This is a genomic window from Bengtsoniella intestinalis, from assembly GCF_039719005.1.
Lineage (GTDB): Bacteria > Bacillota > Clostridia > Oscillospirales > Oscillospiraceae > Oscillibacter > Oscillibacter intestinalis.
In genome coordinates this window covers 1,018,903-1,038,756 of sequence record NZ_CP133584.1, presented here as the reverse complement: position 1 = coordinate 1,038,756, position 19,854 = coordinate 1,018,903, and the positions used below count along the sequence as shown (strand labels likewise).

Below are 19,854 nucleotides of genomic sequence, written 5' to 3'. Positions count from 1 at the left end.
CAATTTTATCACGAATATTTTTATTTTCCAGTACGAAAAACAACAATTTTTCTGCAAAACTCGTACTTGACAAATTGACAAACTTGTGCATCGGGTGTATAGTGAAAGAAAAAGCCCCCCTAAGGAGGTCAACCTATGAGCCATTTACACATCGCCCTGTGCGAAGATGATGCCACAGAGCGCAGTCATCTGCAAGCCCTGCTAGACAACAGTGGTTATGAACTTTCGGTGTCGAGTTTCGCCAGTGGAGAGGAATTTCTCGCCCAATTTCAGCCAGAGCAATACGATTTGATTTTGATGGATATTTTCATGGATAAGCTGACAGGCATTGACGTGATTACCCATGTCCGCACCATAGATGACCAAGTGCCAGTGGCGTTCATCACCACCAGCATGGATTTCACTCGGGAGAGCTATCAGCTGGATGCTATCAAATATATCGAAAAACCTGTCACCGCCAAAAGCGTGAAAAATTTGCTCCAAATGGCCCAGTTGCAACGCCAGAGCGTGGATACACTGGACGTGCACATCAACAACACCCCTGTGTCCATCCCCCTGCATCGCATTTTGTACTTAGAACAACAAGTGCGCAATCTTGTGATTTACCAAAAAGACGGCAAACACATCATCCCCAACAAAAAGATTGCAGATGTAGAACCACAATTATTGGACAAACACTTTCTCCGATGCCACAAAAGCTATCTGGTAAATCTCGCCCATGTCTGTGGCATCAATCGAGAGCTGCATACCTTTGAACTCCCCGAAGGCAACATGGTACACATCCGCAGAGAGAGTTTTGCGGCAACGAAAAAGGCCTTTGAAACCTATCTCTTTGCCAAAAGTCAGGAGGTGCCCCATGGGTAAGTTGAAAAAATTGCTCCTGCCCCTGTTTGTGGTGGTAACCCTTCTCCCTCTGGTCTATCTCTTAGGGGCGGTGTGTCCATTCGGCGTGTACGGGGATTGGCGAGAAATCTCCGCCGTAGAACTGACGGAATTCACCCTAGAGATGAACAGTGAAACCACGGAAATCACCCTGCCCACCGTCCTAAATGATGGCACAGCAGGGCAATCGGTGGTGCTGACCACAACCCTCATAGGTATGGGGGATGAGCGACTTTATTTCAAGAGTGTGTTTGCGCCCTTGCAGGTGTATATCAACGATGAACTGGTCTATGATTACGGCAGTGCAGGCACCATGCCCAGCTTTTTGCAAGACCCTGCCACCAAGAGTGCCACCATTGAACTGCCCGATGCAGATATCATGGAGCTTCGTCTGGAATATACCTACCCCACCACTCGTTCCGACTTGATTTTAGACACCCTCATGGTGGGTGGTTATCCCGCTATTTTCAATGGCCTTTTGGACAATAGCGACGCCAATTTATTTGCCTATTTCGTGTTTATCTCTATGGGGTTGTTCCTGTTTTTAATGGGACTTGTCATTTGTTTGATGGAGCCAAAAGGGTCGTTTTTTGTCTGGTTGGGGCTGATTTCCCTATGCTGTGGCCTGTGGGGTTTTGGCGAATGTGATTTAATGGGGCTTATCGTCCATAACGAAACACTGCTAAATCTGGTCGCCTTCACCAGCATCTTTTATCTGCCTGTTTTCGTTCACTGCTTTTTCCGCTCTACCGTGGGCTATCGCAACGAAAAACCAGTGACCATCTGCATCTATCTGAGTCTAATAACGGCCTGTATCGTCGCCATTTTGCAGGCAACTGCTCTGGTTTCGTTCTACAATTCTGTACACTATTTCACCTACGTTACGGTGGGCACCACCCTCTTTGCCATGGGCTACACCTTGCGTGAGTGGCGTGTGCATGGCAATGTAATAGCGAAGCAATCCCTGATGTCATGGGGGATTTTGATTGTGGCGACCATCATCGAGGGGATCCGCTTTTCTATGGGGTATCTCCACACGTATGGGCAAATTTTCTGTCTGGCGGTGATGGCGTTTATCATCATCAACGCCATGATTGGTGCCATGATTCTCCGAAAAGCCTTTGCTCTGCGAGATGAAAACCGCCGCATGGAGCATGAATATAAGCTGATGGAAGTGCAGGTTGCAGGGCAACAACGCTATCACCATCTGTTGATGGATACCAGCCAAACCATCCGCCAACAGCGTCATGATTTGCACCATCAGCTGGCTGTGATGCACAGCTTGGCAAAGCAAGGAAAACTGGACAAAATGGATCAGATGGTCGCCGATTTGAAGTCGAATATTCCTGCCGAACTGCAAAGCTATTGCGATAATATTACGGTCAATACCATGGTGTCCTATTATGTCGCCAAGGCAAAGGCAAACGGTGTCACCGTCACCGTGAACTTAGTAGTGCCAGAGCTAACACAGCGCATCAGCGATAGCCACCTCTGCGTGATTTTTGGCAATATTTTAGAAAATGCCGTGGAGGCTTGCGGACGGATGAGCGATGGCGGTAAATTCATCACTTTGAACAGCCATCTCCACAACGGAATGCTGGTTATCACCCAGAAAAACAGCTTTCAGGGTGCCATCCACAAACAGGATGATAATTTCTACTCCTCCAAGCGAGAGGAATTTGGCATCGGCCTAAGCTCTGTCCAATCCGTGGCGCAAAAACACGGTGGCGATGCCACCTTTGAAGTAGAGGGCAGGGTGTTCCACTCCTCGATTTATGTGCAAATTTGAGTTTGAGCCTTCAAGTGCAGGAAATTGCGTTGCTGTGACCGTTCCAATGATATAGCCCTCGCACAGTAGCTAGAGCCAACAGTGGCTTTTGTCTGCGGACAAGGGCTTGGTTATCAGGAAAAACAACTTATCAGGAATTTCGTAAAGATATCTTGAAACACAGGGGATTTCTCGAAAAAATTCCTGATAAGTTGCAGGTGGAATTCATCGAATCTCAAAACTTTCTGATAGGACAAAAAATCATTTTAGACCTTATTTTACCATAATAGATGGTGAATTGAATAGGTCGCCTGCTAGATTGATTAAATGCCTTCTAACCTTTTATGCTTTACTTAAAATACGTTTACTGCAAATCCCATGGCATAGAACTTGGCAGTATCGGCGGCATTTTATTGTAAAAAGAATCGTGGTATAATCCTAGTGTAAGGTAGTCTGCTTAGGCAACCAGTGCATGAAAGGATGGAACTTATCATGAAATATTGCCCCTCGTGTGGTGCGGCTGCCCAGCAGGTGGCCGCATTTTGTATGTCTTGCGGGAAAGCGTTCCCCCAACTGAAGTCAGAAAGCCCCTTGGATTACCACAAGAATGGCGCACGCATCAAAAAGAGAAAGTTCAAACGGTATAGCCCGCAGCAACCCCACGAGACCGATTCCGTACCATCTTTCGCCGAGGAAGAACAGGTAGAAGAACACACCCGAGAGGAGGCACCGTATGACGGCTACTACGATGATGTAATCCCTCTGGATGATGGCGCAGTGCCCAACCAAGTTGACAAGGCCATGATGAAACAGGCCGCTATCATTATCGGTGTGGCGGTACTGATTATCACCCTGACAGTTGCATTGATGCAATTCCTATGAGTTTATTGTAAAACAGCCACCTAATGGGTTTAATGAAGAAAAACCATATGAGGTGAGCGAGTATGAGATATATATCCAAGGGTGAATTACAACAGCAAACTGGTGATATGATTACAGTGATGCACTATGGACAGCGGTTATCCATCGGCGATGCTGATGCCCAAATCTGGTTGGCAGGTCAAGGGGGATTAAATCAGGCGGAGGAGAGATTGTTATGCAATTTAGCAGGTCGAGGCCTCATTTCCTGTACTGAAACAATCGGGAACGAGACCATTGAGGTCTTTCGGGTTTTATCTGGCTGTATTTTAGTACCACGGCGCAGATTTGCCATTGGTAAGAAAACCAGTATAGAGCGAGAGGTGCTGACATGGCTCCGTTTTGCTGGGCTGCGGATGACCATTGCTGAATTAGTCCAGTTGCGCACACAGGGAATCGCTCCCGTAGCGACGCTACTGGGAGAATCCAATCGTCAGGCGTTGGTGGAAACTTTGTATACCACAACCAATATTGCTGACCTTGTACTGGAAGCCCAGATGGAGCATAGCCCCAGTATGCCATTGGTGGTAGACGGCGTCTTGCAACTGATTCGGAAGGGGGCTGTGAGTGTACTTTGAGAATAACAACTCAAATACCCACCTGTATAGAACGGCAGGTGCTGGGCAGTCTTGTGGGTGCAGTCGGCTGTTTTTTCCTCTTGGGTGTGGGTATCTGCTGTGGGATAGAGACAGCTATGCTTTTCCCATTGGGCTTGCTGGCCATTCTGCTCTTAGGACATGCCCACCAGCGGTATCGAATGGCGATAGACGGTAGCTACACCATGGTACAAGGGCGATGTACGGCTATTCAAGCTGTTCGCCTGAGTCGGCGAGCAAAGAAAGTGGTGATTCAGGGGGATGAGGGTGTACTCGTAGTACGGCTGAACCGACGGCTCCCTACGGGCATTGCGGTGGGCACTGCTGTCCGCCTCTACTTATCAGAACACACCGCCATTTATCAGCAGGATGGCGCTTATTACATCACGGCTTATCTTGCTCTTGAAGTGGATAACAGAGAGGCTGACCAAACAAGTTGAGAAATGGGATTGACGAACTCTTTTATATTTGGTAGAATGAGAACATAAAGTTTCATGTTTTCATTTGAAAACAAAGTTTCAATGTTACGAAGTGTCATTTACCTATGTGGGTGAATGGCACTTTTTTTGTTTTCTACACCAAATTAGGTGTTTGAAATATATCATTTTAATGGGGCTAAAACCCCCGAAAGGAGAAACAGTACCATGATCAAAATTATCGCAACAGATGCAATGATATCTCCAGGATATCAAGGCGCACAGGCCATCTGGACCTCAGAGAGCGGAAATGCCAGCCAATTTCGAGTTGGATGCCGTATCTTTGACCCCAAGGCGGACAACAACAGCCGTTGGGTGAACATTCAGGTCAAAGCATTTGGCAAACTGGCCGAAAAGGTCGTCAAAATGGGGCTGAAAGAGAAGTCTGTCATTACCATCTCTGGTCGTCTGGATGAGGATGTCTGGCAGAAAGACGGGGCAGAGCATCGTCGCTTTGTGATCGTCGCAGATGACATTGAATTCTCTTACGGCAACAACGGCGGCAACAAGAATGCCTCTGCATCCAACACACCCGTTCCCGATCAGGCCACTGGTGGCCAGTATGGTGGAGCACCGCAAAACGGCGGATACGCCGCCCCAGGCCACGCCAACAACCCAGCTGCACCTGCACCTGCCCCCAACCCCAAGGTGGGTTTACTGGCTATGAAAACTTCGGTGGGGATAATCCCTTCTTCGGAGGCTAAGTAGCAAAATGAATCTAGCGCACTGAGCGCACACGAACCATTTCTTTTGGTACGTGTGCGCTTTTTTTGCGCAGAAAGGAGCTTGAGATGAAGAATTCCACCTTCGCAACCTGCCCAGTAGAGCGTCGCCAGCGCAAGCTGACATCCTATCTACGGCAAATGTCTGATAATCGACTGACGATGCACCAGATGTTTGACCTGATGGCCTCGGTGTCATTTGACTTGCAGTATCTCACCTATATCCATTGCAACCACGATACCTTCATCCGTGCCATTGAAAATCTGGCACTGGTGGACATCACCGTTGTTTTTGGCGAGATTATGCCAGGCAATGCCCAGCATCCACCCTACCTGCCGAACCCTCAGCGTGAAATGGCCATCGTCGCAAATACGCCTGACCACCCTGCAATTTATCTGTATCTGCCCAATCAGGCATAACACCACGGAGAGGAGATTGACCATGAAACTCAAAACGCGTGCTTTGGCACAAGATGTGTTGACCACCATTGGACTCATCATACTGGTTCTACTGTTCCTGCGGTTGTGGCCTCTGTTGCTACTGGCCATTGTCTGTGCCATTGTTGCGGCTGTTCGGCTGCTTTATATCAATCTGGACAAGTATACTGAACCAGTGGAGGAGATTCCACCCGTTCCAGTCTACCGCAGTGTAGAAAATGAGGCGGAACTTCGAGCAGCAGCATTCCAAATCCTGCAAAACCGCATCACACAACAGCTTTGTGAGTGCTATCCCGATGCCCGTTGGGTCTGGGAGACTCATGCACCTATCAATGCACTGGCAAATGGAGATGTGCTTGCTATCCTGCTCAATCATGCGGGTGGCTATCGTAGAGCGACGATTGTAGTGAAGGAATTGCAATTCGTCACACTGGTCTTTGACGGACTCTCGAATCCCACTCCCTGTCAAGAGCATAAGGATGAGGACGACGATACAGAGGACGATGAGGAGGACGAGACACCTGCACCCACAGAACCAGAACCCCCCACCGACTACTCATTCCTCGCCTATCATTGGGTGAACGACCATTTGACCATGCTCAATGCGTTGTGCAATGAGGCGATTTCCAAGAACGAGTATATCGTTGTCCTCACGGCGGAACAGCTTCCCGAGATGGAGAGTTGGCCAGCAATCTGTGATTGCCTTGCGGAGAACGAGTTGGGTGCCACGGTAGAAGATGGTGCCATCCACCTGAAATTAGACTAAATCAATGCCTGTGTGCAGAAAGGAAATTTACACTTATGAATTTAAGTGCTTCGAAATTATTCGCCTACTCATATCCACTTCCGGCCCCCTATGACACGCTGTCCAGCAAAAAGGTCAGCGCCGCTTCAGCATACTCTTTGGGAGGGACAGAAGCCACCTTGTCACCCAGCGTGATCAAAGCCCTCCATGCCGTGATAAACTGCATGAATGGCACATCCTACGGGGCCCTTGGCCTGATTGACCACCGTAGCGTGGTTGAGTACCAATCCGCCATCCCAGATGACTATCATCTGGTTGTCTATGACCCTGTGAGCGGTCAAATTCATGCCAGTGTGTTTAATATGAACACAGATTCGTCGGGCGCCTATTCCTTTACCAACAACAAAGGAAAGCGTGATGGTGCCGCTGTCTTTATGGCGGCGTTCCCCACTTTGATGGAGGATGAGGAGTTCAAGGATGCGTTTGAGTTGTACAAGGATGCCCATGATAAATCCCTGCCCGACTTGGACGCAGCAAGCAAGCTCTTAGGTTTGCTCTGCGACAATGCCTATCGCCGTGTCACGGATGAGAATTGTGCTGTCCATGTCAAATTGAACATTGACGCCGCTGGGAATTTGACCCGCATCCCCAAAACCCAGATTGATGCAGGAAAATACACACCCCGTAGCGTCATTGCTGGTGCATTCCAAGTGTTTGCAAAAACACCCACGAGCCATACCATCCAGCGCATCAAAACACTGGACCATCGAGATTTTCTTGGTCAGTACACCCTGAACCCCAGTCGTGCCTTATCGGTCAGCGAGCAAAACCTAGTCCCTGCACTGGAGCCTTGGTATATCATCCCCGACGAGGTGGTGGGTGTTTGCAAACATGCTGTCGCCACCACCAGCAAGCATCTACCCATGCGGAACTTCCTCTTGCGAGGACCCGCAGGTACGGGCAAAACTGCTGGTGCGAGAGCCATTGCCGCAGGCTTGGGACTTCCCTATGTGAAGTATACTTGCTCTGCCAACACAGAAATTTTCGACCGTGCGACCTGTTCCTGAACAGATAACATCACCCGATGTTAAAAATTAGGCCGTTCCAAAATGGAACGAGAACTGTCATTTCAACAGGTGGAATGAAGGGGTAACGCCCGGAAACGCCTGCCCTGATACTCCGACATGCGTATACTGAAAATCCGTGTAATTAAGGACGTATGCGTATGAAGCTCGGTGAAGTCAGCTGAGAACTGCCGAAACAGGAAAATGTTATGTCCTGACGAAAGCCATCCAGAGGTGGGTGGTGCAGTCTATAGGCTGGGGGTCTATAAAATATCTATGGTTAGAATGTGGCCTTAATGGGGTCACTGACGAAAGCCCGAATGAAAGTGTCTATAAGATTAGCCAGTAGAAATGCTGGGGCACGCCATGAGCGTGGTATGTGAGGATAAGTAAAACTGGTCGATATGAAAGTCCTTATGTCGTTACAGGCGATATCAAGCATACAGGCACAAAGGGAAACCTAAGGGTATATGTACAGATAGAAATGACGGAACAGGGAAAGGTTGGAACATGGAGCGATTACACGCTGTGAAGTGTTATTGGGGAAAAGCTTGCTATAACCCAATTTTATCCAACTGAGAGTGATGCCATAGTACTGATGATGCCATGGAAACATGGTGGAGGGATGGGCATTAGTCAGCCGCAATGACAAATTTATACTACAGAGTATCAAAGGTTCGAGTAAGACTAAGAAAAGCGGTTCCGAAAAAGGAGTTGCTGACTTTGACAAGCCAAAATAAGAAAAGACAAAAGCTGAGAAATGCCGAATATTATGGTGTCCAAAGCTTACTAGACAACCTGTATGCAGACAGCAAAAGCGGAAAGATATTCACTAAATTAGTAGAACAAATTACTTTACCGCAAAATGTAGAACTTGCATATAGAAATCTCAAGAAAAACAGCGGAAGCAAAACAGCGGGGGTCGATGATAAAACCATAGACGACCTCGCTGGACTAACCAATGAACAAATTACTGATTATGTGAGACAACGGTTGAGATACTATAAACCTCATAGAGTTCGCAGAGTAGAAATTCCAAAGAAAAACGGTAAAATGCGCCCGCTTGGTATTCCAACTATCTATGACCGTCTGATTCAACAGTGCATTCTACAAATCTTGGAGCCTATATGTGAAGCAAAGTTCTATCCACATAGTTATGGTTTTCGACCTAACAAGTGTTGTGAACACGCTGTGGCAAGGGCATACAAGTTGGCGCAGAATCACAAGTTGCGACATGTTGTGGACATGGATATCAAAGGATTCTTTGACAACGTGAATCACGGGAAACTACTCAAACAAATGTGGGCACTAGGGTTAAGAGACAAAAAGCTTATCTGCATCATTTCCCAAATGCTGAAGGCAGAGATAGTGGGTATAGGTGTACCGACAAAAGGCACACCGCAAGGTGGGATTCTATCCCCTTTACTTGCAAACATTGTTCTTAACGAGTTGGATTGGTGGATAGCGTCGCAGTGGGAGATATTCCCTACAAAACACCAGTACGAAAGCAAAGTTATGCGAAATGGTAACTCAGGTGAAAACCATGGAAACCGCTATGCAGCGCAACGTAATTCCAACTTAAAAGAGTGCTTTATTGTCCGATATGCCGATGACTTCAAAATATTCTGCCGAAGTAAAAATGAAGCAGAGCGGATATTCCAAGCTACGACACAGTGGCTAAAAGAAAGGCTATTTCTAGAAATCAGCCCCGAAAAATCCCACGTGGTAAACTTACGAAAGGGATACTCGGAATTTCTTGGAATCCAGTTCAAGTTAATCGCAAAAGGCAAAGAAAAAGACGGTTCCCCGAAATACGTCATCCAGTCACACATATGCGAAGCTGCCATTGAAAAGGTAGCTGAACGTATGCATATGTCAGTGAGTAATCTTGCTCACTGTTCGGATAGACGGGAACAGCATGTCGTAATTGATAATATCAATATGTATGTGTTCGGGGTCCATCAATACTACCAAATGGCTACTCACATAGTCAGAGATCTAAACCCAATAAACCGCTCAGTCTTGTCCAGACTCGATCATAATAAAAATCTGAAATGCCTACTTACTAAGCAAGGTGAAGCCAAACTACCCAAATATGTGGTGCAAAAATACAGCACATCTAAGTGCATACGCTATATCACTGGCAGGACGTTAATTCCTATAGGATTTGTGAAAACAAAACCGCCTATGTTCCCCAAACGTGGTGTAAATAAATATACCGCAAAAGGAAGGGCGTTGATACACGATGACTTGCGGACAATCAACATCTCAATCTTGCATTATTTGATGAATAATCCAAATCGAAATCGCAGTATAGAATTCAACGACAATCGCTTGGCTCTGTACTGTGCTCAGAATGGAAAATGCGCTATCACAGGAAAGATATTGGAAATTGGTGACATGCACTGTCATCATGTGCTACCACTACATGCAGGAGGAACTGATAAATACCATAATCTAAAAATTGTTTGCGTGGATGTTCACAAACTAATCCATGCAGTAGACAAAAATACCATTGGCGGATTACTGGGAAAAGTCAAACTAACTGCGTATCAACTAAAACGGCTAAATCACCTTCGCACAATTGCGGGCAATCAGGAAATACAAGCTCAAATGGCTTGAAAACTCTGTAATGAAACACAATCTGTTATTCGGTTGATGGAACGCCGTGTGCGCTGAAAGGTGCACGCACGGTGTGAAGCCAGGGAAAAGTTAGAGATTATATCAAAGATTTACCTATGGCTATTAATTGGACAGGTGTTCCCTGACACAGCGACCGCCACCACAGGCGACGCTGACCTTGACCGTCAGCGTGATGAACTACAGGCTATGGGCGGTATCAACACTGAGAATGTGATGAAACTGCTGAAATTACCTGATATGGACGACATCGCTTACGACCCTGCTGGTTCCTATATGGAGCTGACAGGGATGGAGAAGGATACGGCCACTCTACAGGACTGTATGTGTGTGATGCTAGAGTATGTCGCTGAGCGTATGCGCCTACTTACCCAAGTGCAGGAGTCTGACAAGGGGCAGGCCTATGTCTATGTGGAAACAGATTTCGTCCGTGCGTTGCGCAATGGGTGGCTCGTAGAAATCCAAGAGCCTGCAACCATCATGCAACCCGGTGTGCTGGTGGGGCTGAACTCCCTGCTAGAGCAATCTGGATCCATTACCCTCCCAACCAATGAGGTCATTGGACGGCATCCCGATACCGTGGTGGTCATCACCACCAATATCTCTTATGAGGGGTGTCGTGGGATCAACCAGTCCGTGGTTGACCGTATGAATTTGGTGCAGGACATTGAATTGCCCAGCGATGAGATTATGGCGGAGCGTGCCATGCAGGTCACTGGATGCACAGACCAGTATCTGGTCTCGCAGATGGTGGGTGTTGTGCGAGAAATCGCAGAGTATTGCCGTAGCAATGGGATTACCGATGGTAACTGTGGCATCCGATCTCTCATTGATTGGATTATCAGCAGTGAAATCACAGGGGACCCATACACATCGGCACTCTACACCATCATCAGCAAGGCAACCTCAGACGAGGACGACCGCAATGCACTGCGTGAAACCATCTTAGAGCAGCAGTTCCAACCCAAAACACTGCACAATGTGGTGTAAGGGAGGGAATGATATATGGCTCGTATTACCCATAAAAACATCCGCAAAATGCTTCAAGAGGAGCGCAGCAAAGTGACTGACCGACAATTTTTCCAGTCTCGGCTTCTGGCTGGTCACTTCGAGGATATAGCGGCAGCGCAAAGCCGTCGCTACCACAGTAAATCTCGTGTTCGGGTTCAGGTGATATGGAAACCAAACGATCCCCTGACCGCTGCCACCAATAATCTCAATATCGTAATCAATGCTGGCTTTCGGCTTGTTAAAAAGCAAAAGACCAGACAGGCACGATACGAGATGGTGTGCGGTTTGTTCAGCCATGAGCTTGGGCACGTCTTATTCACGGATTTTCTCCAATCTCAGTCCTACACAAACCACCTGCACGGGGGAATTGGTATCCCTGCGAACCCGTATGCCCCACGGCTACCAGCCAGTATAATCTGCGAGAAATCGCAGATTATCTGGCAATCCCCGATAACCGCCAACGATTTATCAGTATGGCGCACAATATCTGGAATATTGTGGAGGACGGCTATATCGAAGACCAAATGCTTCGGCGTTACCCGGCAAGCTAGGGTATACCTTAGAAAAACTGCGCCAGAGCCACTATGGGTTAATCCCCACTGTCTCACAACTTGAGGATGATGAGGAAACCCCAGAGAGTATCTGGGCGAGCATCCTTCAGCTCATCCTCTCCTATGCCAAGTTTGGCGAAATCAAGTATGGCGAAGCCACCGTTGCAAACCCAAGGGTGACGGCGCTATTTCAAATCCTTGATACCATTGACGAAGCGGTGCAAACCACAGACATGCGCATTCGACTAGATTGTGTCAACCGCATCATTGTCCATCACTGGGCCTATATCCGCAGTTATCTGGATACACTCCCCGATGAAAGCGACGGTGCCACAACAGGCACTGTGGTTGTGGTCGGTGGCAGTGCCATCGGTAGCGGTAATAGCTCTGGTGTTGCTGGAGGAAGTGCCGCCCCGAAAAACCCAAGCCCCACAGCACAAAAACGAGGCGCTACATCCGAAGCGGCAAAAGAAGCCGATGAAGAGCCTGAAGAGCCTAAAGAGCCTGAAGAATCTACCCTGGATACAGAGCAAGAAGAAATCCCGCCCATTTCACCAGACCCAGATGAAACAGATGAGTCTGAAGGGGCAGCACACGGTTCTGAGCGAAGTGATTCCGTACAAAAAGCCAGTTCTGAGGAAACAGGGCGTATGCCTCTGGAGCAAACTTCAGATCTTGATATCCCAACCGGTGGCGTATGTGAACACGACGATGGCTATACTGGTTCTGGTTATACAGACGCAGCCAGTGATATCGACCGTATTTTAGATAATATGGCTTGCGAGGAACTGGAAAATCAGCGCACTCGCTCTATGAATGAGTTGGCCAACAATATCTCCTATGGCAACATCCATGATGGTGTCGATATGCGAGTGCATCGTATCTCGGCAGTGGATTCTGACTTGGTTGAGCAATACAATGCGATTGCAAAACCACTGCTCCATATTTCCAAGCAGCTTCAAAGAAGCGTGCTCCAACAGCTACAGGATCGCCAGCGTGGTGGCAAGCAGACAGGCCTCTATTTGGGGCGCAGACTTGATACCCATGCTCTTCCTAGACGGGATGGGCGTATTTTCTGTAAATCCTCACTGCCCAATGAGACACCTGAATTGTCCGTTGGACTACTGGTGGATGAGTCGGGGTCTATGTGTTCTAGAGATAGAATTACCTATGCCCGAGCAGCGTCCATTATCCTCTATGACTTTTGTAAATCCCTCAATATACCCATTCTGATTTACGGTCATTCCACTGGGTCAGGGGTAGACTTATACTCCTATGCAGAGTTCGAGTCCTATAAAGGGGACGATTGCTATCGACTGATGGATATGTCCTCCAGAGGGTGTAACCGTGACGGCGCCGCACTGCGCTATGTGGCTGAGCGACTATTCGCACGACCAGAAGAAGTAAAGATACTGGTGCTTATCTCCGATGGGCAACCCTCAGACGGCGGCTACTACGGCACAGCGGCAGAGGAAGACCTGCGAGGGATTAAGCACGAGTATAAGCGAAAAGGTGTGCAACTCATTGCCGCCGCAATCGGTGACGACAAGGAAAGCTTGGAACGGATTTATGGAGATTCCTTTATGGATATTTCTGATTTGAATCGGCTCCCTGTGCTCTTGTCCAGCCGCATCAAACAATTTATACGACTGTGAAAGGAGGCATTTGAAAATGCCTAACTGGTGTTCAAATCAATTCACCGTGACGGGTAGTCACGAAGCCCTTGCGGATTTTGTAGGCCGAGCATTCGGGCTACCTGCAGTCTATCCACCCAGAGAACACGATACTGAGGCAAACACACCCTGCACTACGAAATACCTGTGCTTCAATGCCACGGTACCCACGCCCCAAGAAATCATTGACATTGGCTTTGATGGTCGGGGGGTTGTTGACATCACCAAGTTCTATGCGGGCGATTATACAGAACCATTGGACGGCTATCACTGGAATCTCCACAATTGGGGGACGAAATGGGATATCTACGCCGATAACATCGACCCCGAGTCCATGGGCTGGGATGAAGACTGTGAAGAACTCGGTATGTATTTCCTCACTGCATGGAGCCCTCCCATTGCGTGGGTCGAACAGCTTGCGACGCTATTTCCTGAACTGAATTTCCACTTGGAATATGAGGAGTCTGGAAGCTATTTCGCAGGCGAAGCAACCGTAGAGAAAGGCTGTATCACCTACCGTCAGTATACCGATGAGGAGTGTGATGCACTGTTCCATCGAGATGATGACGACGAAGACGACGAAGACGACGAGGATGACGATGATGCGTCCCCAGAGGAACCGTTAGAGAAAACCTAATATGACAGCCACCCATAAGTGGTGCAATACAAAGGGGCAGAGTCGATTGCGACTCTGCCCCTCATCTAAAGGAGGACGATAAGATGTCCCAAGAAAGAAATCAACTGACATCAGTTGTATCATACCCAGAACGAGGGGCAGGCGGTAACAATCGCTATCGTGGGAATTGTTCCCCCAAACTGCTACTCGACCTTATTGACCATTTCCAGATCAAAGATATTTATGATTATATGTGTGGGAGCAACACCACGGGTGCCGCTGCCCAGCAACGGAGTATTCATAGCCACACATATGACCTGCATAGTGGATTTGATTTGGTGAATCATGAGGTCCAAGAACGTCCCAATTTTATTTTTTGGCACCCTCCTTATTGGGATATCATCAAATATTCGGGTTCTATGTACGATAGCCAAGCAGTACAAAAGGCCTATGGATACGACCCCAGTGTATCGGATTTATCCCGTATCCCAGACTGGAACCAGTTTGTGCAGGTGATGAATTACTGTATGATGAAGCAATTTAGCGCTCTGGAGCGAGGTGGTCGGATGGCAGTGCTAGTGGGGGATATTAAGAAAAAGGGATCCCTTTATAGTATGCTTTTCGAACTCATTAAGCCCGGTATGCTAGAAAATGTGATCATCAAAACACAGCATAATTGTAATTCCAGTTCCACATCGTACAGCGGGAAATTCATTCCCATTGTCCACGAATACTTGCTGCTAATCAAAAAAGAACAGCCATTGGCGGTACCCATCCTTATCACCAACCGTGTCCAAGGTGACCTGCGAGATATGCCAGGATGCACATGGAAGGATATTGTGTCCGCTGTCCTAGAAGATTGCGGAGGGCAGGCCAATCTGTCTTGTATCTACGACAAAATCTCCAACCACAAGCGAGCCAGAGAGAATCAGTGGTGGAAGGAGAAGGTGCGCCAAACATTACAGGTTTATCCCAAACTGTTTGCATCTACACAACGTGGCGTGTGGTCATTGCAAAAAACAGGGTAAGCGTATACAGCCAGCAATTTTCGCTTTCTAGTTGACTGCTACCTGACAAGATGGTATAATGCTAACATAAAGTTTCAATGATTGGCCTAACAATCACAGTTTCAATGTTACAAAGTGTCATTTGCCCATATGGGCGAATGGCACTTTTTTTATTTCCCAACTAAATACCATTGGAAATTAGCGGAGGCATCTTACATAGATGACCTCCGCTTTTTTTATATCAAGGCGGCAACCCCGTCAAACTTGAAAGGAGCTATGTTTATGCAAGCAAACACTCTCACCCCTAGTTGTGATTCTTATTATCGCAACTTCTCGGATGCCAGCGACATGATGTTATACCATCACGAACAGGCCACCCAGTCCCTGTGGAAACCTGTCCCCATCTCCAGCATTATCATCGAATCACTGGATGGTGATTCCCCTTGGCCAGCGACATGAGTCGCTTTCCTATCGAGGTGAGTCCTAATGCGGTCACTGACACGGTGCGTAATTTAGGGCTTGCAGCAATGGTGGATGGCACCTATTTCCCTGTGCGCACAACGGCGTACAAATCCCTGTTGGATCGAGCCAAAATCAATGGCACGGCACTGCCCAAACTACCACGCCCTGCGCTGGCAGAGGTGCTCAACGCCTGCTTGCAACTCTTTCCCACAAAGCAAGCGTTGGTGCTCATCCGTGATGAGAAGGTTGCCGCATTCCATGGTGGTGACCAACACGACTACTCTGCGCTTCCCATCGACAAGCTGATGTCCGTTTTGCAGGAGCATTTGGACGAACGGTTCCCTGGCAACATGTTTCAAAGTGGTTATACCGATCATATCCTCTCCACTGCCATTTGGGAATTCCCCATGCAACGCACAGAATTGCTGGACACCTATATCGACGCACTGACCAAGTGTGGGAAGGCGACCATGGCGAGTAGACTGGTTCCTGGCATCCGCTTCACCACATCTGATGTGGGTATGTCGGCGGCATCGGTATCAGCCCTGCTGTTTGGCGTTGGCCGTCCCATCCGTATCGGAAGTGTCGTCGCTGTGGAGCATCGGCGTCAGTCCTCTGTTGATCAATTTGAGACGGCAGTGGATATGCTGTTTTCCCAGTATGGTGACACAGTTGCGCAACTGTGCAAGCTGATGGACATCTGGCTCCAGTACCCTGTCCATGCAATGAAAGCGGTCTGCAAGAAACTGACTCTGCCTAAAAAAGCCGCACTGGAAGCAGTGGCGCTCTTTGAAGTAGCTGTCCAAGACGAACCTGCAACCGCCCATGATGTGTTTTTGGCCATGCAAGAAATTCTCTACTTGGTGAAAAATACTGAGTCCGCCAACAAACTACTCTCTATTGAGGAATCTCTCTCCAGAGCGATGACCTTGAAATGGTCAGACTATGACTTTGCCAAGGAGGTGAGCTGGTAATGGCAGCACCTATCCCACTTTGTGACACCAAGGGAATGCCCCGTGCAACATGGTTGGCCGCAAGAGCACATGGCCCTGATGGAAGCATCCCGTTCACGCTGGGTGGCTCTGACATCTCTGTCATCTATGGCATTAACCCGTGGAAAACACCACTGGAGCTGTGGATGGAGAAGACAGGGCGCATTACCCCTGACGATACCACCAATCTCTATCAAAAGGAGATGGGGCATCTGATGGAACCCATTGTAGCCCACTGGTATGCAGAACTGACTGGCAATGAGCTGATTGAAGATACCATGATGTATCAGCACGCCAAGTACCCCTTTGCCTTGGGCGATTTGGACTATCGGTTCCGCCAGAAGGGGACGGGTCAAATCGGCGTTTTCGACTCTAAAACCACCACCTATCATAAGGCGGCTGACTGGAGCGATTCCGCTTGCCCTCCCTACTATGAACTGCAGATGCGCTGGTATCTGGCCATTATGGATTTGGAACTGGCTGAACTGGGTTGCCTGTGGGGAATGAACCCCCAAAATGACATGGCGATCCGCCCAGTCAACCGTGACATCCCAACGGAGGACGATATGTTTGAGCGTGCAACGGCATTCATTGATTGTTGCCGCACCGACACACCGCCTGTGATGGATGATGTACTACCCGAGGTGGCGATGGCTGGCTTGCAACGGATTTACTTGCAGTCGCAGGCAGGGCTACCCACCATTGAGTTTGGTGCCAGCCACGAAAAAGCACTGCGGCGCATTGCCCAGTTGCAGATGGAAAACAGCCAGCATGACGCAGCTGTTCGAAAAAATGAAAAGGAGGTCACCGCACTGTCTGTGCAAATTGCCGCACTGATGGAAGACCATGAGCATGGTGAGCTAATCTTACCCTCAGAGAAAATCATTGCGGATTACAAAACACGTATCACCCGTCGGCCAGATAGCGATAAGCTGAAAAAAGATTATAGTGCTGTCTATCAGGATGTCTTGAAAGAAAGCTGTTCCAGAAAGCTGAAAGCATCCATTAAACCCTTATAACTGGCACCGTAGCTGGGTGGAGACGTAATCTCCGCCCAGCTACTCCTAAAAGGAAGGAGTTGACCCTATGAAGATGGTCACACACGGAGGCGCAGGCTATGCGCTGTAAATTCCAACGAGTCATCTATCCCAAAGATGGCACCACATCGGACAATGGCTTTATGATTGTGCTCTATCGTCCGCTAGATCGTGTACCAGATGCCCACGGTGAGCCAATGGATGCAATCAAAGCGGTCGGTTATTATCTGCCCACAGCGGAAGATATTGACTATGACCTGCAGGGGCAGTGGACACGTGGAAAGCATGGTATCCAATATCAAGTGGATACCTATGAAGAACTGGTTCCCCCCACACGGGAAGGGATTGTCCGCTATCTCGCATCTGGACTGATTAAGGGGATTGGACAGAAAACGGCTGAGCGCATCTTCGATACCTTTGGGGCACAAACCCTACAGGTGTTGGATGATACGCCAGAACGGTTGATAGAAATTCGTGGTATCAGCCAGACGAAACTGGAAAAAATCAAAACCTCTCTCATTGAAAGCCATGGTGCCCGCAATATCATTGCCTTACTTGCCCCCCACGGAGTCACCCCAAACTGCGCTGTTCGCATTTTTACCCAGTATGGAGCCGACGCAACGAAGATTGTGCGAGAACACCCATTCAGGCTCTGCCATATCCATGGATTTGGGTTTAAGACCGCAGATAAGATTGCACAGGCGTTGGGCTTAGACCCAACGTCCCCAGACCGTGTGGATGCAGGTATCCTCTATGTATTAGAGGATGAGGAAAGCACAGGCAATCTGTGCTTGAACAAAGGGCTACTGATGAAGAAAGCCCTCGCACTACTGGATACAGAAGCACTATCCCAAAAGATGCTGGCAACAAGAGCCTATGCCTTATTACAGGAAGGAGAAATCACGCTGTATGGCGATGATGCCTATCGGAAATCCACTGCGAAGGCAGAGGAGGATGTTGCTAGATGTGTCACAGAATTGCTCCAATCCTGTTCTCAAATGGGTAGGGCAGAAATTCAAAAAGAAATCGTGTTGGCGGAAGCACGCATCGGTTTTACCCTGGCTGCAGAACAGCAAGAAGCGGTGATTACCAGTCTGGCCGCTGGGCTGAGCATTATTTCTGGTGGCCCAGGCACAGGCAAGACCTCTATCCAGAAGTTCATTCTGGACATCTACCACACCCTCTACCCAGAGGGTAAAATCATTTGCTGTGCTCCAACAGGGCGTGCCGCCCGACGCATGCAAGAGTCCACGGGCTATCATAGCACCACAATCCATAAGGCATTGGGGCTATTGGCTGGTGAAGACGGTAGCTACAACGAGCCAGAAATGTTAGATGCTGACCTCATTGTTGTAGATGAGGTATCTATGGTGGATATCTATCTGGCGCGGAACCTGCTGTTATCCACACCGCCAGGAGCGAAGCTGGTACTCATCGGCGATGCTGACCAGCTTCCATCTGTTGGCCCAGGTGCGGTGCTCAGCGAACTCATTCGCAGTGGGTGTATCCCACTGGTCAAGCTAGATAAAATCTATCGACAAGCCATTGGAAGTCGCATCCCGGTCAACGCATCCATCATTCGCCATAATGCCACCCACTTGGAATACGGCGATGATTTCCGCCTCATCGAAAGCAAATCATTTACTGAATCGGCCGAAATTATACAACGCATCTACGTGGAGGAGGCAAATCGGTATGGGGCAGAAAATGTTCTCGTCCTCTCACCCTATCGTGGAAAAACTGAGACGGGGGTCAATGAAATCAATGGGCGATTACAAGGACTTGCCAATCCACCAGCCCCAGACAAAGCAGAAATCCAGTCTGGTAGATTACGCTTACGCATCAACGATCGTGTGATGCAAATGCAAAACCAAGGTGATATCAACAACGGCGATGTGGGGCTCATTCGTGCCATTCATTTCGATAGAGATGAAGTGGTTGCTGAAATGGACTTTGGTGATGGCAGGGTTGTGGAGTATGATGCCACACAGCTGAAATCACTTGATTTGGCCTACGCAAGTACCGTCCATAAGTCCCAAGGTTCTGAGTACACCTCAGTGATCTTATCCCTACAGACAGGGCATTACCCCATGTTAAAACGTCCACTGCTCTATACGGCCATCACCCGAGCAAAGCGCCGTGTGACCATTGTGGGTGAACGGCGTGCGCTCTGTATGGCAATCAAAACAGTTGACGCTGAAAAGCGTAATACCAATCTGGCCAATCGAATCAAAGAACGCCAGTAAAACACAATTG

19 protein-coding genes are annotated in these 19,854 nt (G+C 48.4%); 18 read left to right on the top strand and 1 reads right to left on the bottom strand.

What is annotated here, in order from left to right; all coding sequences use genetic code 11:
* Nucleotides 1–135: 135 nt before the first annotated feature.
* The 11 genes from RFF05_RS05115 (at nt 136) to RFF05_RS05065 (ending at nt 11,239) form a co-directional block, all read left to right on the top strand.
* Nucleotides 136–864, top strand: coding sequence for a LytR/AlgR family response regulator transcription factor (locus RFF05_RS05115; RefSeq protein WP_409969309.1), 729 nt, complete (start codon nt 136–138; stop codon nt 862–864).
* Nucleotides 857–2,671: a sensor histidine kinase gene (locus RFF05_RS05110; protein ID WP_409969308.1), complete on the top strand. Its 1,815-nt coding sequence runs from the start codon at nt 857–859 to the stop codon at nt 2,669–2,671. Before RFF05_RS05115 ends, RFF05_RS05110 begins: the two co-directional genes overlap by 8 nt.
* A gap of 459 nt (nt 2,672–3,130) precedes the next feature.
* Nucleotides 3,131–3,532 (top strand): zinc-ribbon domain-containing protein, encoded by a 402-nt coding sequence (locus RFF05_RS05105; protein ID WP_409969307.1) that lies wholly within the window; start codon nt 3,131–3,133, stop codon nt 3,530–3,532.
* A 62-nt stretch (nt 3,533–3,594) separates the two neighbouring features.
* The gene (locus tag RFF05_RS05100) at nt 3,595–4,146 is read left to right on the top strand and encodes a hypothetical protein (RefSeq protein WP_409969306.1); all 552 of its coding nucleotides are present in this window, start codon (nt 3,595–3,597) and stop codon (nt 4,144–4,146) included.
* On the top strand, nt 4,143–4,604 hold the full coding sequence (locus RFF05_RS05095; protein ID WP_409969305.1) for a hypothetical protein: 462 nt from the start codon (nt 4,143–4,145) through the stop codon (nt 4,602–4,604). The genes RFF05_RS05100 and RFF05_RS05095 overlap by 4 nt, the downstream gene beginning before the upstream one ends.
* Nucleotides 4,605–4,835: 231 nt before the next feature.
* Complete coding sequence (locus RFF05_RS05090) at nt 4,836–5,348, top strand: single-stranded DNA-binding protein (protein ID WP_409969304.1); 513 nt, start codon at nt 4,836–4,838, stop codon at nt 5,346–5,348.
* Nucleotides 5,349–5,431: 83 nt separating this feature from the next.
* Entirely contained in the window at nt 5,432–5,782 is a 351-nt protein-coding gene (locus RFF05_RS05085) for a hypothetical protein (RefSeq protein WP_409969303.1), read from the top strand.
* 22 nt (nt 5,783–5,804) lie between these two features.
* Nucleotides 5,805–6,566, top strand: a complete 762-nt coding sequence (locus tag RFF05_RS05080; protein WP_409969302.1) for a hypothetical protein — start codon at nt 5,805–5,807, stop codon at nt 6,564–6,566.
* A gap of 35 nt (nt 6,567–6,601) precedes the next feature.
* A complete protein-coding gene (locus tag RFF05_RS05075) occupies nt 6,602–7,612 on the top strand; it encodes an ATP-binding protein (RefSeq protein ID WP_409969301.1) in 1,011 nt (336 codons plus the stop codon).
* A gap of 714 nt (nt 7,613–8,326) precedes the next feature.
* Nucleotides 8,327–10,231: a group II intron reverse transcriptase/maturase gene (gene ltrA, locus RFF05_RS05070; RefSeq protein ID WP_409970085.1), complete on the top strand. Its 1,905-nt coding sequence runs from the start codon at nt 8,327–8,329 to the stop codon at nt 10,229–10,231.
* 60 nt (nt 10,232–10,291) lie between these two features.
* Complete coding sequence (locus RFF05_RS05065) at nt 10,292–11,239, top strand: hypothetical protein (protein ID WP_409969300.1); 948 nt, start codon at nt 10,292–10,294, stop codon at nt 11,237–11,239.
* Here the strand turns inward: RFF05_RS05065 and RFF05_RS05060 are convergent.
* Nucleotides 11,195–11,557 (bottom strand): hypothetical protein, encoded by a 363-nt coding sequence (locus RFF05_RS05060; RefSeq protein ID WP_409969299.1) that lies wholly within the window; start codon nt 11,555–11,557, stop codon nt 11,195–11,197. The two genes, RFF05_RS05065 and RFF05_RS05060, sit on opposite strands and share 45 nt — an antisense overlap.
* 430 nt (nt 11,558–11,987) lie before the next feature.
* On the opposite strand from RFF05_RS05060, the gene RFF05_RS05055 reads away from it, so the two are divergent.
* The 7 genes from RFF05_RS05055 to RFF05_RS05025 all read left to right on the top strand — a co-directional run bounded on the left by RFF05_RS05055 (nt 11,988) and on the right by RFF05_RS05025 (nt 19,844).
* On the top strand, nt 11,988–13,466 hold the full coding sequence (locus tag RFF05_RS05055) for a cobaltochelatase CobT-related protein (protein WP_409969298.1): 1,479 nt from the start codon (nt 11,988–11,990) through the stop codon (nt 13,464–13,466).
* Nucleotides 13,467–13,482: 16 nt separating this feature from the next.
* The gene (locus tag RFF05_RS05050) at nt 13,483–14,121 is read left to right on the top strand and encodes a hypothetical protein (RefSeq protein WP_409969297.1); all 639 of its coding nucleotides are present in this window, start codon (nt 13,483–13,485) and stop codon (nt 14,119–14,121) included.
* 83 nt (nt 14,122–14,204) lie between these two features.
* Nucleotides 14,205–15,128 carry a hypothetical protein gene (locus RFF05_RS05045; protein ID WP_409969296.1) on the top strand — a complete coding sequence of 308 codons (924 nt, stop codon included), beginning with the start codon at nt 14,205–14,207 and terminating at the stop codon, nt 15,126–15,128.
* Nucleotides 15,129–15,389: 261 nt separating this feature from the next.
* Nucleotides 15,390–15,566, top strand: a complete 177-nt coding sequence (locus RFF05_RS05040) for a hypothetical protein (RefSeq protein WP_409969295.1) — start codon at nt 15,390–15,392, stop codon at nt 15,564–15,566.
* Nucleotides 15,563–16,543 carry a hypothetical protein gene (locus tag RFF05_RS05035; protein ID WP_409969294.1) on the top strand — a complete coding sequence of 327 codons (981 nt, stop codon included), beginning with the start codon at nt 15,563–15,565 and terminating at the stop codon, nt 16,541–16,543. Before RFF05_RS05040 ends, RFF05_RS05035 begins: the two co-directional genes overlap by 4 nt.
* Nucleotides 16,543–17,580: a YqaJ viral recombinase family protein gene (locus RFF05_RS05030; protein ID WP_409969293.1), complete on the top strand. Its 1,038-nt coding sequence runs from the start codon at nt 16,543–16,545 to the stop codon at nt 17,578–17,580. Before RFF05_RS05035 ends, RFF05_RS05030 begins: the two co-directional genes overlap by 1 nt.
* Nucleotides 17,581–17,678: 98 nt before the next feature.
* Nucleotides 17,679–19,844, top strand: coding sequence for an ATP-dependent RecD-like DNA helicase (locus tag RFF05_RS05025; protein WP_409969292.1), 2,166 nt, complete (start codon nt 17,679–17,681; stop codon nt 19,842–19,844).
* The last annotated feature ends 10 nt before the right edge of the window (nt 19,845–19,854 follow it).

Coding starts and splice junctions, on each gene's coding strand:
- RFF05_RS05035 (WP_409969294.1), top strand. CDS start 15,563: ATGAGTCGCTTTCCTATCGAGGTGAGTCCTAATGCGGTCACTGACACG.
- RFF05_RS05060 (WP_409969299.1), bottom strand. CDS start 11,557: ATGGCTGAACAAACCGCACACCATCTCGTATCGTGCCTGTCTGGTCTT.
- RFF05_RS05030 (WP_409969293.1), top strand. CDS start 16,543: ATGGCAGCACCTATCCCACTTTGTGACACCAAGGGAATGCCCCGTGCA.
- RFF05_RS05025 (WP_409969292.1), top strand. CDS start 17,679: ATGCGCTGTAAATTCCAACGAGTCATCTATCCCAAAGATGGCACCACA.
- RFF05_RS05115 (WP_409969309.1), top strand. CDS start 136: ATGAGCCATTTACACATCGCCCTGTGCGAAGATGATGCCACAGAGCGC.
- RFF05_RS05085 (WP_409969303.1), top strand. CDS start 5,432: ATGAAGAATTCCACCTTCGCAACCTGCCCAGTAGAGCGTCGCCAGCGC.
- RFF05_RS05090 (WP_409969304.1), top strand. CDS start 4,836: ATGATATCTCCAGGATATCAAGGCGCACAGGCCATCTGGACCTCAGAG.
- RFF05_RS05100 (WP_409969306.1), top strand. CDS start 3,595: ATGAGATATATATCCAAGGGTGAATTACAACAGCAAACTGGTGATATG.
- RFF05_RS05105 (WP_409969307.1), top strand. CDS start 3,131: ATGGAACTTATCATGAAATATTGCCCCTCGTGTGGTGCGGCTGCCCAG.
- RFF05_RS05050 (WP_409969297.1), top strand. CDS start 13,483: ATGCCTAACTGGTGTTCAAATCAATTCACCGTGACGGGTAGTCACGAA.
- RFF05_RS05040 (WP_409969295.1), top strand. CDS start 15,390: ATGCAAGCAAACACTCTCACCCCTAGTTGTGATTCTTATTATCGCAAC.
- RFF05_RS05075 (WP_409969301.1), top strand. CDS start 6,602: ATGAATTTAAGTGCTTCGAAATTATTCGCCTACTCATATCCACTTCCG.
- RFF05_RS05110 (WP_409969308.1), top strand. CDS start 857: ATGGGTAAGTTGAAAAAATTGCTCCTGCCCCTGTTTGTGGTGGTAACC.
- RFF05_RS05080 (WP_409969302.1), top strand. CDS start 5,805: ATGAAACTCAAAACGCGTGCTTTGGCACAAGATGTGTTGACCACCATT.
- RFF05_RS05045 (WP_409969296.1), top strand. CDS start 14,205: ATGTCCCAAGAAAGAAATCAACTGACATCAGTTGTATCATACCCAGAA.